General features: G+C 70.8%; 13 protein-coding genes. 8 read left to right on the top strand and 5 right to left on the bottom strand.

Annotated features, from left to right (window positions below; all coding sequences use genetic code 11):
- Positions 1 to 24: 24 nt before the first annotated feature.
- The 4 genes from M4486_RS16415 to M4486_RS16400 all read right to left on the bottom strand — a co-directional run bounded on the left by M4486_RS16415 (position 25) and on the right by M4486_RS16400 (position 4667).
- On the bottom strand, positions 25 to 1683 hold the full coding sequence (locus M4486_RS16415; RefSeq protein WP_249478356.1) for a CotH kinase family protein: 1659 nt from the start codon (positions 1681 to 1683) through the stop codon (positions 25 to 27).
- Between the two features lie 99 nt (positions 1684 to 1782).
- Entirely contained in the window at positions 1783 to 2739 is a 957-nt protein-coding gene (gene uriH / locus M4486_RS16410) for a uridine-preferring nucleoside hydrolase UriH (protein WP_249478355.1), read from the bottom strand.
- 247 nt (positions 2740 to 2986) lie between these two features.
- A complete protein-coding gene (locus tag M4486_RS16405) occupies positions 2987 to 4030 on the bottom strand; it encodes a serine hydrolase domain-containing protein (RefSeq protein ID WP_249478354.1) in 1044 nt (347 codons plus the stop codon).
- On the bottom strand, positions 4020 to 4667 hold the full coding sequence (locus M4486_RS16400; RefSeq protein WP_249478352.1) for a helix-turn-helix domain-containing protein: 648 nt from the start codon (positions 4665 to 4667) through the stop codon (positions 4020 to 4022). Before M4486_RS16400 ends, M4486_RS16405 begins: the two co-directional genes overlap by 11 nt.
- An 88-nt stretch (positions 4668 to 4755) precedes the next feature.
- On the opposite strand from M4486_RS16400, the gene M4486_RS16395 reads away from it, so the two are divergent.
- The 5 genes from M4486_RS16395 to M4486_RS16375 are packed head-to-tail and all read left to right on the top strand — an operon-like array spanning position 4756 to position 9767.
- Positions 4756 to 6285 (top strand): ABC transporter substrate-binding protein, encoded by a 1530-nt coding sequence (locus tag M4486_RS16395; RefSeq protein ID WP_249478351.1) that lies wholly within the window; start codon positions 4756 to 4758, stop codon positions 6283 to 6285.
- The gene (locus M4486_RS16390) at positions 6282 to 7223 is read left to right on the top strand and encodes an ABC transporter permease (protein ID WP_249478350.1); all 942 of its coding nucleotides are present in this window, start codon (positions 6282 to 6284) and stop codon (positions 7221 to 7223) included. The genes M4486_RS16395 and M4486_RS16390 overlap by 4 nt, the downstream gene beginning before the upstream one ends.
- Complete coding sequence (locus M4486_RS16385) at positions 7220 to 8101, top strand: ABC transporter permease (protein ID WP_249478349.1); 882 nt, start codon at positions 7220 to 7222, stop codon at positions 8099 to 8101. Before M4486_RS16390 ends, M4486_RS16385 begins: the two co-directional genes overlap by 4 nt.
- Complete coding sequence (locus M4486_RS16380; protein WP_249478348.1) at positions 8098 to 8904, top strand: ATP-binding cassette domain-containing protein; 807 nt, start codon at positions 8098 to 8100, stop codon at positions 8902 to 8904. Before M4486_RS16385 ends, M4486_RS16380 begins: the two co-directional genes overlap by 4 nt.
- On the top strand, positions 8901 to 9767 hold the full coding sequence (locus tag M4486_RS16375; RefSeq protein ID WP_249478347.1) for an ABC transporter ATP-binding protein: 867 nt from the start codon (positions 8901 to 8903) through the stop codon (positions 9765 to 9767). The genes M4486_RS16380 and M4486_RS16375 overlap by 4 nt, the downstream gene beginning before the upstream one ends.
- A 17-nt stretch (positions 9768 to 9784) precedes the next feature.
- Here the strand turns inward: M4486_RS16375 and M4486_RS16370 are convergent, their stop codons facing one another.
- Complete coding sequence (locus M4486_RS16370) at positions 9785 to 10735, bottom strand: ROK family protein (protein ID WP_249478346.1); 951 nt, start codon at positions 10733 to 10735, stop codon at positions 9785 to 9787.
- 98 nt (positions 10736 to 10833) lie between these two features.
- On the opposite strand from M4486_RS16370, the gene M4486_RS16365 reads away from it, so the two are divergent.
- From M4486_RS16365 to nagZ, 3 genes are read left to right on the top strand one after another with little or no spacing between them, the layout of a single operon-like run.
- Positions 10834 to 11592 carry a creatininase family protein gene (locus M4486_RS16365; protein WP_249478345.1) on the top strand — a complete coding sequence of 253 codons (759 nt, stop codon included), beginning with the start codon at positions 10834 to 10836 and terminating at the stop codon, positions 11590 to 11592.
- On the top strand, positions 11589 to 12707 hold the full coding sequence (locus tag M4486_RS16360; protein ID WP_249478344.1) for a mandelate racemase/muconate lactonizing enzyme family protein: 1119 nt from the start codon (positions 11589 to 11591) through the stop codon (positions 12705 to 12707). Before M4486_RS16365 ends, M4486_RS16360 begins: the two co-directional genes overlap by 4 nt.
- Positions 12704 to 14197: a beta-N-acetylhexosaminidase gene (nagZ, locus tag M4486_RS16355; protein ID WP_249478343.1), complete on the top strand. Its 1494-nt coding sequence runs from the start codon at positions 12704 to 12706 to the stop codon at positions 14195 to 14197. Before M4486_RS16360 ends, nagZ begins: the two co-directional genes overlap by 4 nt.
- Positions 14198 to 14235 lie beyond the last annotated feature (38 nt).

The raw sequence follows: 14235 nt of genomic DNA, 5'->3' as shown, positions 1-14235 counted from the left end.
TGGAGACTCGAGCGTAGCGACCTCTCAGCCGTCGATCACGTCGGTGATCGTCTTCGCGTCCGACGTGATGTCGTCGCTGCTGACCAGGTCGCTCGCGTCCTTCTTCAGCAAGGAGGTCAGCGTCTTCACCCGCGCGGTCGCGTCGCCGGAGGTATAGACGGCCTTGCGCACCGACGCGAGCGTCGAGTCGTAGAGGTCGGAGAAGGTGTCGTCGTCCATGAAGCGCTCGGCGAGGATGTTCCCGCCCATGCCACCGCCGCCTGCGCCGCTGCCCTGGCCGCCGCCCTGGGGCATCTCGCCCTGGTCGGGCATCTGGCCGCCGCCCGGCATCTGGCCGCCGGCGTCGTCGCCACTGTCGCTCGTGTCGTCGCCGCCGCCGTCGCTGGCCGCGGCGCTGTCGCCGGCCGCATCGCCCCCGCCGGGAGCGCCGCCTCCGCCGCCCATGCCCATGCCGCCGAAGGAGAGGTTCTGGTCCCAGGCGACCACCGACCACTTCTTCGAGGAGGGATCGTAGTGGAGGTAGGAGTTGTTCCCCGGGCCGTCGATATCGTCGGTGTTCTGCACGAGCTCCTGGACCGCGAGGTAGGTCGCGAAGCCGTCGACGTCGAACCTGTCGTCCAGGCCGGAGGCGAACTCGTCGTCCTCGGAGTCGTTGACGAACTTCAGGAAGCTGCCGAGCGCGGCGAACACGTCGTCCTCGTCGAGGCCGTCGGCCACGAACTTCGCGTCGAAGGCGTCCTCGTAGTCGTCGGCCGTGTCCCCGCGGTAGGAGTAGTCGCCCTCGGAGTCGGCCTTGAGGGTCGCGCCGGTGCCGTCGAAGGCGTCGTCGTTCCACTGGTCGTCGTCCGGGACGTCGAGCACCAGGCGCAGCTGGGCATCGGCCCCGTTGGCGCTGAACCGTGTGAAGGCGTACTTCTCGGCGGGGACCTCGGCGAGCGCGAGCACGTCCAGCGCGACCGCCTCGTTCATCGAGGTCTCCGTGTTGTTGCCGCGCACCACGAAGCGGCTGCGGCCGCTGTAGCTCTGGCCGTCCGTGTACTTGTCCAGGCGGATCATCCAGGGCAGCCCGGTCGGATCGTCCTTCGAGATGCTGCCGTCGCCCTCGTCGCCGCCGGGCGCGCCTCCGGCCGCGGCGCCACCCGCGTCCGAGGCGCCGCTCCCGTCCGCGGCGCCACCTCCGTCGGAGGCCGCGGCGGACGTGTCGGAGGTGGCGGCATCTCCGCCGCCGTCCGACGCGGAGTCGCCGCCCCCGTCGGACGCCGAGGCTCCGCCGGGCCCACCGCCCTGCCCCTGCCCGCCGGAGAGGCTGCGCAGGCTGGAGTTGCCCTTGAGCTTCATGCCGGCCTTCGTGAAGACCTTGCCGTCGATCTCGACGTCGGCCTCGATCCAGTTCTTCTCCTGGCTCGAGGCGTAGGCCTCGATCATCTCGTCGTAGTCGTCCTCGTCGAAGACGACGGACAGCGTGTGGATGCTCTTCTGGTCCCAGAAGTCGCCGTCCACGGCCCCGCTCACGGAGTCGCCGTCGAGCGTCGCGGCCGCCGTGGAGGAGGACGACCCCTTGCAGCCCGCGGCGAGGAGGGCGATGCCGCCGATCCCGCCGGCGGCGAGCAGACCGCGCCGGGTGGGCCTGGTGAGGGACGTGGTGAGAGGAGACGTCGAGGTGCTGGAGCGGTGTGAAGACATGCCGAGGACGCTACGGAGCCCCCTTAGCCCTCCCGCATGGCCGCGCTGTGCATGGCCTGTGCGGGCGCCGGCGCCTCCGTGCGCCGACGCCCTCGGCGCTCACCCCAGTGTGCGCACGGCATCGACGACGAGCCGCCAGAAGCCCTCCGCATCGAGCACGGTCGCGACCTGCGTGCGGCACCCCTCGAGGTCCGTGCCGGGCCGCAGATCCGCGACGGTCATGCCGCGGGTGAGGTCCCCGCGGATCTCGACGTGCAGGGGTGCACGACGCGTCTGCACCACGGAGGGGTCGATGAGGTGGGCGATCGTGCAGGCGTCGTGCACGGGCGGGTCGTCGAAGCCCTGGTTCTCCTGGTAGGCGCGGCGGAAGAACGCCATCAGCCCCAGGAAGAACTCGGCGAGGTCGGTGCCGATCTCCGCGATCCGCTGCTCGACGTCCGCAGTGGCGAGGGCCTGGTGGGTGAGGTCGAGGCCCACCATGGTGAGCTCCCAGCCGGCGTCGACGACGATCGCCGCGGCCTCCGGATCGGCCCAGATGTTGAACTCGGCCACCGGCGTCACGTTGCCCTCGTGGTAGCCGCCGCCCATGATCACGACCTCGCGGACGCGGTCGATGATCGCGGGCTCGAGCCGCGCGGCGAGCGCGATGTTGGTGAGCGGGCCGGTGCCGACGAGGGTGATCTCCCCGGGCTCGGACTCCATCACGGTCTGCACGAGGAACTCGACCGCGCGCTGCGCGGCGACGGGCACCGTGGGCTCCGGCAGCTCGACGCCGTCCAGGCCGCTCTCGCCGTGGATGTCCCCCGCGACGTGCACCTCGCGCAGCAGCGGCCGGGCACTCCCCCGGTGCACGGGCACGTCCTGGCGTCGGCACATCTCGAGCACGCTCTGGGCGTTGCGCGTGATCTTCTCGACCGTCTGGTTCCCGCCGACGGTCGTGACGCCCAGCAGCTCGATCGCCGGGGAGCCGAGCGCGAGCATGATCGCGACGGCGTCGTCGTGGCCTGGGTCGCAGTCCAGGATGATCCTGCGGGGGTCGTCGGTCCGATGGGTCATGGTGCGCTCCGCTTCGTCGTCGCCGGTCCGTCGTCGATGGTCCGTCGTCGCCCCCTCGGCCGACAGGTTCCCGTCGGCCCGTCCGGGCGCGTTCGGGTCCGTGCCATTCTCCGGCCTCCGACGCGCGGCGGTGGTCTCAGGTGGGGATCGTACGAAGTTGCCGACAGGACGCCCTGGTGGCAAGCGGCCTGATACGCGTCGTGGCACTGTCTGGCATGACTGGAGGGCGGTGATGGCGCGCGGCGATTCACCGATGTGAATCGGGCGACCCCTCGGTCCCCCACGCCCCGCGCGCGGCCGCCGCGTGGAAGTCGGCGCGCACGCGCTCGAAGCCACGGGGCTCGCGCATCGGGTGCACGCGATTGGTCAGCAGACAGAACCAGCGGTCCCGGCTCGGGTCGATCACCAGGCTCGTGCCCGTGAAGCCTGTGTGGCCGTACGCGCGCTCGTCGAAGGTGCCGTCGAGGAAGCTGCAGCGCTCGCGCGGCCACCACCCCAGGGGGCGGCCGTCCCTCCGCCCGGTCATCGCGTCCTGCAGCGCAGGCTCGAGCAGACTCTCCCGCAGGAGGGCCGCGCCGAGCCTCCCCAGATCCTCGGCCGTGCCGAACAGGCCGGCGTGGCCGGCGACGCCGCCCAGCACCTCCGCGTTCTCGTCATGCACCGTGCCTCGCACGAGCCGTCCGCGCCACGGACAGCGTTCCGTGGCGACGGCGTCGCCGCGGTCCACCGGGCCGTAGCGGGTGTCACGCATCCCCAGCGGCCCCGTGATCTCGCGATGCACCAGATCATCCAGCCCCGCTCCGCCCACGTGCTCCGCCACGAGCCCCAGCGCGATGAAGCCCATCGAGGAATAGCACCACTGTCCCGGCGCCGTGAACTCCAGACGCGCGAGGGCGTGCAGCAGGGACTCCCGATCTCCGTGCTCGCGGAACAGAGGGGTCGGTCCCGGTGCTCCTGAGGTGTGCGTGAGGAGCGACCGGAGGTCAGCGCGCGCCATCGGGCCGTCCGGCCAGTCCACGAGCACCTCGCCCACGGTCGTATCCAGGGCGACGAGACCGCGGTCCACCAGCCGCAGCAGGGTGAGCCCCACGATCGGCTTGGTCACCGACGCGAGGTCGAAGAGGGTGCGCGGGCCGATCCCGATCTCATCGCTCTCACTCGGCGTGCCGAGCGCGCCGCCGCCGAGCGTCCTCGTCGACGATCCGACCGCCCATGAGGCGGCGCTGAACTGCCCCTCGGAGCGAGCGCTGTCGAGGAGGGACTCCAGCTCCTCGGCGGCGTCAGCCGGCATCGCGAGCCCGCGATCCGATGTCCCGCAGCGTCCTCGCGTGAGCGGCCAGGAGGTCGGAGGCGCTCGTGCTCTGCGGCCGCATGAAGGCGAGACCCACGAGCGCGAGCCGCTCCTGCCCCTGGTCGTCGATGGGCGCGCTGAGCGTCCACAGCGATCGGGACGGGTACTCGTCCACCGGATCGGCCTGCTGCCGCCCTCCGCCCCCGTCGGCCCAGATCCTGTGCGCCGGGAGCTCCTCCCCCACCTGGACGCCGAGCGGGATGTTCTGGGGATTCTCGAGATCCAGGACCACCGCCCGTTCGTCGATGACGCTGACGCGCAGCGCGACATGTCCGGTGGCGCGGGCGAGAGCGCCGAGCGATTCCCGGATCACGCCCCCCATCCGGTCGCCGCGCACCACGGCGGCCGCGAGGCCCTGCAATCGCGGGCCCGCCGTGTACATGCCGCGCCGCGGAGAGCGCACGTACCCCTGGGTGCTCAGGTCCAGGAGCAGTCTCCGGCACGTCGACTTGCTCGTGCCGCTCGCGACCGTCAGCGCAGCGAGACTCACCGGTTCGTCGGCGGCACCCACGGCGCGCAGGAGCGCCGTCACCTTGTCCGCGACGGATCGCGCCGCTTCATTGACCTCGTCACCCATGGCAACTATGGTAATCGACATTCGTGCCATTGAGTGGAACGACCGTACCGTTGAATGGCATTCCTCACCGAGGAGGGATCTGCGAGCCATGAGCATGACCGCCCCACACGCGCCCACCCGACGCACCGCGCTGCGCCTCGGCGCGGCAGGTTCGCTGCTGGGGGCCGCCGGGCTCACGGCCGGCTGCGGATCCGCGGCGCACTCCGAGGGGACGAGCGCCCTGCGGATCGCCCAGCCCAGCGAGCCCACCGGGCTCGACCCGCACCTGGAGAGCGGCCTGGACGGCATGAACGTGCTGATCAACATCTTCGACACGCTCACCATGCGCGACACGGAGAACGAGCTGGTCCCCCGACTGGCCACCCACTGGGAGGCCACGGACGAGCACCACTGGAGGTTCCGCCTCCGCAAGGGCGTCACCTTCCACAACGGCGAGCCCTTCGACGCCCGCAGCGTGAAGTTCTCGATCGAGCGGCTCATCGACCCGGACACCGGCTCCACGATCGTCGAGCTGCGCTCCGTGGACCACGTCGAGATCATCGACGACATCGTGATGGCCGAGCCGGACCCCGTCATCCCCGAGAAGGTCTCGCTCTTCGGAGGCGTGATGCTGCCCGCGGACCACTTCGCCGACGTCGGCGCGAAGGGGTTCGCCGCGCACCCCATCGGCACAGGCCCGTTCCGCTTCGTCTCCTGGCGCAAGGCCCAGCTGCTCCGCCTCGCCGCCTACGCGGACCACTGGAACGGCAGGCCCGCGTTCGACGAGGTCCACTTCACCGCGATGCCCAACCCGGCGTCCGCGCTCGCGGGCATCCAGAGCGACGCCGTCGACCTGGTCTCCGCCCTCGACCCCGAGGCGGCCCTCCAGCTCGAGGGCTACAAGGACGTCTCCCTCACCACGCACCCGGGGATCCGCATGTACTTCGTGGTGCTCGACACCGAGCACGAGGTCCTGAAGGACGCCCGCGTACGGCGCGCCCTGAACCACGCCGTGGACGTTCCGCTGCTGATCAGTGCGGTCCTCAACGACTCCGGGCGAGAGGCCGCCACGATCGTCCCGCGAGAGGCGTTCGGCTACGACCCGGACGTGAAACCCCCGGAGAGGGACCCCGACGAGGCCCGGAGACTGCTCGCGGACGCCGGCCACGCCGACGGCCTCACGCTGAGCTTCACCGCCTCGAACAAGGACCAGCTCGTCAGCCAGGCACTCGCCGGAATGCTCGAGGACGTCGGCGTGACGCTCGAGCTCGAGATCCTCGAACCGGGCACCTTCGCGGAACGTCTCGCCTCGGACGATCCCTCGTCGCTCGGATCCATGTATCTCACCGGAAGCACGGGCTGGACGCTCGACGGAGAGGCCACCATGCAGTCCTACATCCGCTCGGATCGCAAGCGCAGCAGGATCCGGTCCCCCGAGGCGGACGAGATGATCGACGCGCTCGAGCAGACCATCGACCCGGATGCACGCCTGAAGACGTTCCGCCGCATGCAGGAATGGCTGCACGACGAAGCGCCCTTCCTGTTCCTGTACCAGGCGGATCAGAACTTCGCCTCGAACAAGCGCATCGAGTGGACTCCCAATGTGAACGGGACGCTCGCGATGGAGACCGCCCGATGAGCCGCGGCCGGACCCGGCTCCTGCGCGCCGCGGTCACCCGCCTGCTCTCCTCCCTCCTGGTGCTCTGGGCCGCCGTGACCGTGGTGTTCGTACTCTCGCGCGCCTCCGGCGATCCGGTGGCGCTGCTCCTGCCCGATGATGCGAGCGCCGATCAGGTCGCGCAGATGAAACAGACCCTCGGGCTCGACCGCCCGCTGCCCCTGCAGTACCTGGACTTCCTGGGTGGTCTCGTCCATCTCGACCTCGGCGACTCGCTGGTCTACAAGGAGCCTGTGACCTCGTTGATCATCGAGCGGATCCCGGCCACGGCCCTGCTCGCCGCCACCGCTCTGCTGATCACCGTGGTGGTCTCGTTCCTCGCCGGCAGCATCGGCGCCATGCGCCGCGGCACCGCGCTGGACAGGGTCGTCATGAGCGGGGTGCTGGTCGGACAGTCCACCCCCGCGTTCTGGGTGGGGATCCTGCTGGTCCTGCTGTTCGGCGTCACCCTGCGGGCGCTTCCCGCCGCCGGCTACGGGACGCCCGCCCACCTGATCCTCCCCGCCACGACCCTCGCGATCTTCTCCGTCGCCGTGGTCTCGCGCCTGCTGCGCTCCTCGCTGATCGAGGTGATGGGGCAGGACCATGTGCGCACCGCGCGCGCCAAGGGCGCGAGCGAGGCCCGGGTGCTGATGGGCCATTCGCTCCGCAACGCGTCCATGCCCGTCATCACCGTGCTCGGGCTCGAGCTCGGCTCCCTGCTGGGCGGGGCGATCCTCACCGAGCAGATCTTCAACTGGCCCGGCATCGGCCGCCTCACGATCGACGCGATCAGCGCCCGCGACTTCCCCCTGGTCCAGGGCACCGTCGTGCTGTTCGCGGTCACCTTCATCGTGGTGAACCTGCTGGTCGATCTGTCCTACGCGATCATCGATCCTCGAGTCCGGAGTCACGCATGAGCTCCCCGCAGATCTCCCTGACCGCCGCGGAGCCGGCAGACGCCTCCGCCGAGGCCCCTGGACGGCGCCGACTGGACATCGCGCTGGTGCTGTCCACCGGATTCCTCGGCCTCGTCGTGCTCCTCGCGCTCTTCGGGCCGCTGCTGGTCGGCGATCCCGAGGAGCAGAACCTGCTGCAGCGACTGGCGCCGCCCGGATCATCGGGCCACCTGCTGGGCACGGACCAGCTGGGGAGGGACGTGCTCGCCCGGCTGGTCGTGGGCAGCCGGGTCTCCGTCCTCGTCGGGATCACGGCGGCGCTGCTGTCGGGCGTGATCGGTTCGGTGATCGGGATCGTCGCCGGATACACGGGCGGGTGGACGGATCGCTTGCTCATGCGCCTGACGGACGTCCAGCTGGCATTCCCCACCCTGCTGCTCGCCCTCGCGGTGATCGGCTTCGTGGGCCCGGGCCTGTGGAACGTGATCCTGGTGCTCGGCATCACCGGCTGGGTCTCCTACGCCCGGGTGCTGCGCTCCGAGGTGATCTCGCTGCGCACCCGGGAGTTCGTCGAGGCCGCACGGGTGATGGGCGTGCCGGGGCACCGGATGATGGTGCGCCACATGCTGCCCAACGTCACCGGTCCCCTGGTGACCATCCTGACGCTGCAGGTGGGGACGGTGATCCTCGCCGAGGCCGCCCTGAGCTTCCTGGGGCTCGGCGTCCCGTCCAGCATCGCGACCTGGGGCTCGATGCTCTCGGACGGCCAGCTCTACATGGGCACCGCCTGGTGGCTCGCCGTCCTGCCCGGCTCCGCCCTGCTGCTGACCGTGCTGTCGATCAACGTCGCCGGGGACGCCGTGCGCGACCGGTGGGATCCGAGGACGTACACCTCATGAACGCACTGCTCACCATCGAGGACCTCCACATCTCCTTCGCCTCTCGCCGCGGCAGTGTCGCTGCCGTGCAGGGCATCGACCTGACCGTCCATGAGGGGCGCACCCTCGCGCTCGTCGGCGAATCGGGATCCGGGAAATCCAGCACCGCACTGTCCGTGCTGCGCCTGAACCCCGAGCCGCCCGCCGTCTACCCTCACGGCCGCATCCTGCTCGACGACCGCGACCTGCTGCGTCTCACGCCGCGCCAGCTGCGGGCCGTGCGCGGCCGCGACATCTCGATGGTCTTCCAGGACCCGATGACCACCCTCAACCCGATGCGCACGATCGGCAGCCAGCTCATGGAGGTCCTGGCCATCCATCGCATGGGGTCCCGCGCGCAGCGCAGGCGGCGCGCGCTCGAGGCGCTCGAGCAGGCGCGCGTTCCCGATCCCGAGCTGCGATCGCGCCAGTACCCCCACCAGCTCTCCGGGGGCCTGCGGCAGAGGGCGATGCTCGCGATGGCGCTGATGAGCCGGCCGCGGCTGCTGATCGCCGACGAGCCGACGACGGCGCTGGACGTGACCACCCAGGCCGAGATCCTGGCCCTGTTCCGCACGGTCCAGGAGGAGACGGGCATGGGGATTTTGCTGATCACGCACGATCTGGGAGTCGTCGCCTCCATCGCCGACCGGGTGGCGGTGATGCACGAGGGCCGACTGGTCGAGCAGGGCGAGGTGCTGCAGGTCTTCGAGCAGCCCCGCGACGCCTACACCCGCACGCTGCTCGAGGCGACCCCTCGCCTGCAGACAGGACAGCCCGCATGAGTGCACAGACCACCGAGCCCGCATCGCCCGAGGCCACCGAGGCCGCCGTGGTGAGCCTGCGGGGCATCTCCAAGACGTATCGACAGCGCCGCCGCCAGAACACCGTGCTCGATGCCGTGGACCTCGAGATCTTCCCGGGCGAGACCCTTGCCCTGGTCGGTGAGTCCGGCTCCGGCAAGACGACCCTGGCCCGCATCGTCGTGGGGCTCACCGATCCCGACGCGGGTCATATCCTCACGCTGGGCAGGGACCTCGGCCGTCGTGACAAGCAGGCGGCCGCAGCCCGTGCACAGCTGGTCCAGATAGTCTTCCAGGACCCCTACGCGAGCATGAACCCGCGCATGCGCATCCGCGATGTGATCGCCGAGCCGCTGCGCACGCACCGGCGCACCGCCCTGGGGGCGGCGGGCATCCGACGCCGCGTCGACGAGCTCCTCGAGAGCGTCGATCTCGAACCGTCGATCGCGCAGCGGTATCCGCACGAGTGCTCGGGCGGGCAGCGCCAGCGCATAGCGATCGCCCGAGCACTCGCCCTCGAGCCGCGGCTGCTGGTGCTGGACGAGCCCACGAGCGCACTCGACGTCTCGGTGCAGGCGAAGATCCTGGAGCTGCTGGCCGAACTCCAGGAACGCACCGGTGTGGCCCTGCTGTTCGTCAGCCACGATCTGGCGGTGGTCTCCGGGATCGCCGACCGGATCGCGGTCATGGCCGAGGGGCACCTGCAGGAGGTCGGCCCCTGCCGCGAGGTGCTGACCTCCCCTTCCTCCGAGGTCACGCGACGACTCCTGGACTCGGTCGCCCATCCGGATCCGCGCCGTGCGAATCCGCGGCTCACCGAGCGGACCGGCAGGCGGCGCGCATGATCGTCGTCCCGCCCAGGTCAGGACGCGGGCAGGATCCCGCGGTGCAGCAGGTAGGCGACACCGCCCAGCAGCGTCGCGTCATCCTCCGGGATCGGGTTCGTCCTCAGACGCGGCTGCGTCTCCCCGCCCGTGCGCGAGAGGTCCCTCAGCGTCGCGAGGATGCGCGCGCGGAAGCCGTCGGACGCCTGCGCCGCCTCACCGTGCAGCACGAACAGGCCGGGCGTGCACAGCTGCTGGATGTTGGCGAGGCCCACCGCGATGTTCTCCGCGTACTCGCCGACGACGGCCGCCGTGCGCGGGTCCTCCGCCGCGTATCGCTCCCACTCCGCCAGGCCGACCGCAGGGATGCCCAGCGCCTCGGCGCGCTCGTCCAGCCACGCCGTGGTGGCGATGGTGCGCCAGCATCCCCGCTTGCCGCAGCTGCACGTCAGCTGCCCGCGCGCGACGGTCATGTGGGCGCCGCTGCGGCCGCCGTCGGGCGCGAGGATCGTCCCTCGATAGAGGATCCCGACGCCGAGGGTGGAGCCGGTGGCGACGGAGGCGAAGGTTTCTTCCCCCTGACCTGCGCCGAAGTAGTGATCCCCGTGCACCTGGAGGCGCGCACGGTGCTCGAGCAGGGTCGGCGCGCCGACGAGCTCCCGAAGCCGCGAGGCGATCTCGCACCCCTCGAGGGAGGGCATGTCCACGACCTGCAGCATCCGTCCGCCCACGGTGTCCAGGACACCGCCTGCCGAGACGACGCAGCCGCTCAGCACGCTGCCGCGCGCGAGCACCAGAGCCACCCGATCCACCTGCGCGAGGATCTGCTCGCGCCCGGCCGAGGGGTCGAACACGAGTTCCCGACGAGTGCGGAACCTGCCGCTCGCATCGATGAGCGCGCCCTGCACGCGTCCGGGCAGCAGCTCGAGCGCCAGGAACGAGCCCTCGCGAGAAGCAGGGGGTTCGAAGGGCAGCACACGAGCGGTCATCCCGTCACAGTAGCGAGAGCGGTCACATCGAGGACACGCGCACGAGCGGCGGCACCCATCCCCACGAGAGAGACCACCACGATGCAGGAGGAGACCCCATGCCCCGACTCGCCGAGATGACACGGGAGCAGGTCGCCGATCTCGCTGCGCACGGCGTCGCGGTGCTTCCCATCGGCTCCCTCGAACAGCACGGGGACCACCTCCCGCTGGGCACCGACTCGCTGCTCCTCGAGGAGGTCATCGAGAGGGCCCTGGACGATCGCGGGGACGTGGCGGTGAGCCCCACGCTCCCCTTCGGATTCAGCGGCCACCACCAGTTCGCTGTCGCGCTCAGCCTGCCGCCGAAGACCCTGCTGGACGTGCTCGGTGCACTCCTGGACTCCCTGGTCGCCGCCGGGTTCCGGCGGGTCCTCGTGGTCAACGGCCACGGCGGGAACATCGAGATGATGAGCCAGGCCGTCAAGCTCGCCGCTCTGGACCACGCGATCCTCGCGGCCTGTTGCAGCTACTGGGAGCTGCTCGACCCCCGCCCCGGAGCTCCAGGACACGCGGGCTCGTTCGAGACCTCCCTCATGGCCTCCGCACATCCCGCGCTCGTGCGCCCGCCCATGCACGGGCCACGAGAGCTCCCGCTCTTCGACCGCCGACTGGTCCGCGGCCTCCACGTGGAGAGGCACGGTGAATGGCCGCGCTCCGGGGGCATCACGGACGACCCCGGCGACGGCGATGCCGCCGCGGGGGCTGCTGCGCTCGCGGAGGCGGCAGCGCGCCTCGGGGAGTGCGTGGACGCCCTCCTCGGCCTGGACCTCCCCTCTGACGACCCGACCCCCGAGAACCCTGAAGGAGCAGCCCGATGAAGATCGTCGACCTCGAGGTCCACGTGGTGAACCTTCCGATGAAGCAGGGATTCACCTCCTCGTTCGAGACCAAGCGCGGCGAGACCCGCACCATCGTGCGTCTGCGCACGGACCAGGGCGTCGTCGGCTGGGGCGAGACCATGTGGGGCGCACCGGTGGCGCGCCTCGTGCGGCAGCTGGCCGACAACGTGATCGGCACCGACCCGCGTGAGCTCGAGGCCTTCCACGCACGCCACCGCATGCTGCCGTTCTTCCACGGGTACCTCGGCTACGCGGCCCTGGCCGCGGTGGACGTCGCCTGCTGGGACGCCATCGGCAAGGCCGCCGGGATGGGCGTGGTGGACCTGCTGGGCGGCCGGGTGCGCGAGCGGATTCCGCTCACCGCCCTGATCACCCGGTCCGACGGCGACTCCCGCGACTATCCCGGCTCATTGGCCGACGCGACCGAGCGGATCGTCGCGGAGAACAGCTTCACGGCGGTGAAGCTCAAGGGCAGCACCGACGCCCGGGCCGACGTGGCGATCATGGAGGCACTGCGCGAGCGCCTGCCCGAGGTCGAGCTGCGCGTGGATCCGAACGCCGCCTGGAGCGTCCCCGAGTCCGTGAGAGCCGGTCACGCGCTGGAGCCGCTGGGACTGGAGTACCTCGAGGACCCCTGCCAGGGTCTCGAGCAGATGGCACAGGTGGCGCGGGCCGTCCGGATCCCTCTGTGCACCAACATGTGCGTGGTGCGATGGGAGGACCTCGCCCCGGCCGTGCGGCTGGATGCCGTGCAGGTGATCCACGGGGACGTCTACAAATGGGGAGGCATGGCGATCACCAAGCACCTCGCCGCTCACTGCGAGGCCTTCGGCCTGGGCATGAACCTGCACAGCGGCGGAGAGATGGGGATCGCGACAGCGGCCCATCTCGCGATCGCCGCGAGCACCCCGGCGCTCTCGGGCGCGATCGACTCGATGTACTACCTGCACGACGACGACATCATCGACCCGCTGCCCTTCGAGGACGGATGCCTGCGCGTGCCCGACGGCCCCGGCCTGGGCGTGGAGGTGGACGAGGACAAGCTCGCGCACTACGCGCAGCTCAACGAGCGCGAGGGAGACTTCACCGGATGAGCCACGATCCTTCCCTGCGCGCGCTCCTCGCCTCACTGCTCGTCGTCGGATGGGACTCCCCGGACCTCACTCCCGAGCTCGAGCGGCTGCTCGATCAGGGGCTGGGAGGCGTCATCCTCCACAGCCGCAATGTGCGGTCGGCGGCTCAGCTCCGCCGTGCCCTCGCCGCGATGCGCGAGCACCAGAACGATCTCGTGGTCGGGGTGGACCAGGAGGGCGGGCGCATCAGTCACCTGACTCGCGCCGACTGCCCGGAGTCGCCGGGCGCGGCCGCGCTCGGGGTCGTCGACGACGTGCGGTCCACCCGCGAATGCGCCGAGGAGCTCGCCGGTCACCTCGCGGGACTCGGGATCGACGCCAGCTACTCGCCGGTCGTCGATGTCCAGAGCGATCCGGAGAACCCGATCATCCGCACGCGCTCCTTCGGGGAGGATCCCTCGCTGGTCTCCCGTCATGCGGTCGCCTGGATCGAAGGGACCCAGGGGTGCGGCGTCGCTGCGTGCGCGAAGCATTTCCCGGGACACGGGGCGACCGCGGTCGACTCCCACCTCGGCGATGCCGTCGATCGACGGGACTGGAAGCAGATCGAGGAGATCGACCTCGCACCGTTCCGTGCCGCGATCGATGCGGGCGTCGCCCAGATCATGACCAGTCACGTCCGGTTCCCCGCGCTCGATGACACGCCGACCACCCTCAGCAGGCGCCTGGTCGCAGACATCGCCCGCACCGAGCTCGGCTTCACCGGCGTGATCATCAGCGATGCGCTCGAGATGGCCGCGATCGCGAGCCGTGTCGGCGTGGCCGAGGGCGCGGCACAGGCTCTCGCCGCCGGCGTGGACCAGCTCTGCATCGCCGAGCCCGACCCAGCTCTGCACGACCGGGTGCTCGACCGGCTCGAGGAGCGAGCGAGGAACGGAGACCTGGACGTCCAGGCGCTCGAAGCCTCGTCGGAGCGCGTGCGAGCGATGCACCGTGCAGCGCGCAGCGTCCGGGAGAGCGCGCGCGAGGGATCTCCGTCGACCCCACGCGCCTCGAGGGGCGGTGCGGGCATGCATGCTGCACGGCGTGCGGTCGACTCGACCGATGCGCTGTCGACGCTCACGCTGCCTGTGGTGATCGACCTCTACCGGCGCCCCAAGGCCGCCCTCGAATGGGACGGCTGGGACCTCGCGACCCTGGTGCGCGAGCGGTGCGACGGGGCCGACGGCCTCAGCACCACGACGAGCGAGGGCCTGGACATCGAGAGCGCTCTCGAGCTCGCCACGGGCCGCAGCCTCGTGCTTGCGGTCCAAGATCCCGTCCTGAACTCCTGGCAGCAGCCGATCGTCGAGGAGATCCGCCATCAAAGGCCTGATCTGACGCTGGTCTCCACCGGGCTTCCCGACCCGGGGGCAGGGTTGTGCAGCTTCGGGAGGGGCTCCGCCAACCTGGTCGCCGCGGCCGAGGCCATCAGCAGGGCCTGCCATCCCGGCACCGGGCACCCTGCGTGATCGTCACCTGCACCTCCTAGGAGTTCGGCCGTTCGCAG

Origin of the sequence: Brachybacterium kimchii (genome assembly GCF_023373525.1) — a bacterium.
Lineage (GTDB): Bacteria > Actinomycetota > Actinomycetes > Actinomycetales > Dermabacteraceae > Brachybacterium > Brachybacterium kimchii.
The sequence above is the reverse complement of the archived record's forward strand: the minus strand, read 5'-3'. Positions and strand labels throughout refer to the sequence as shown.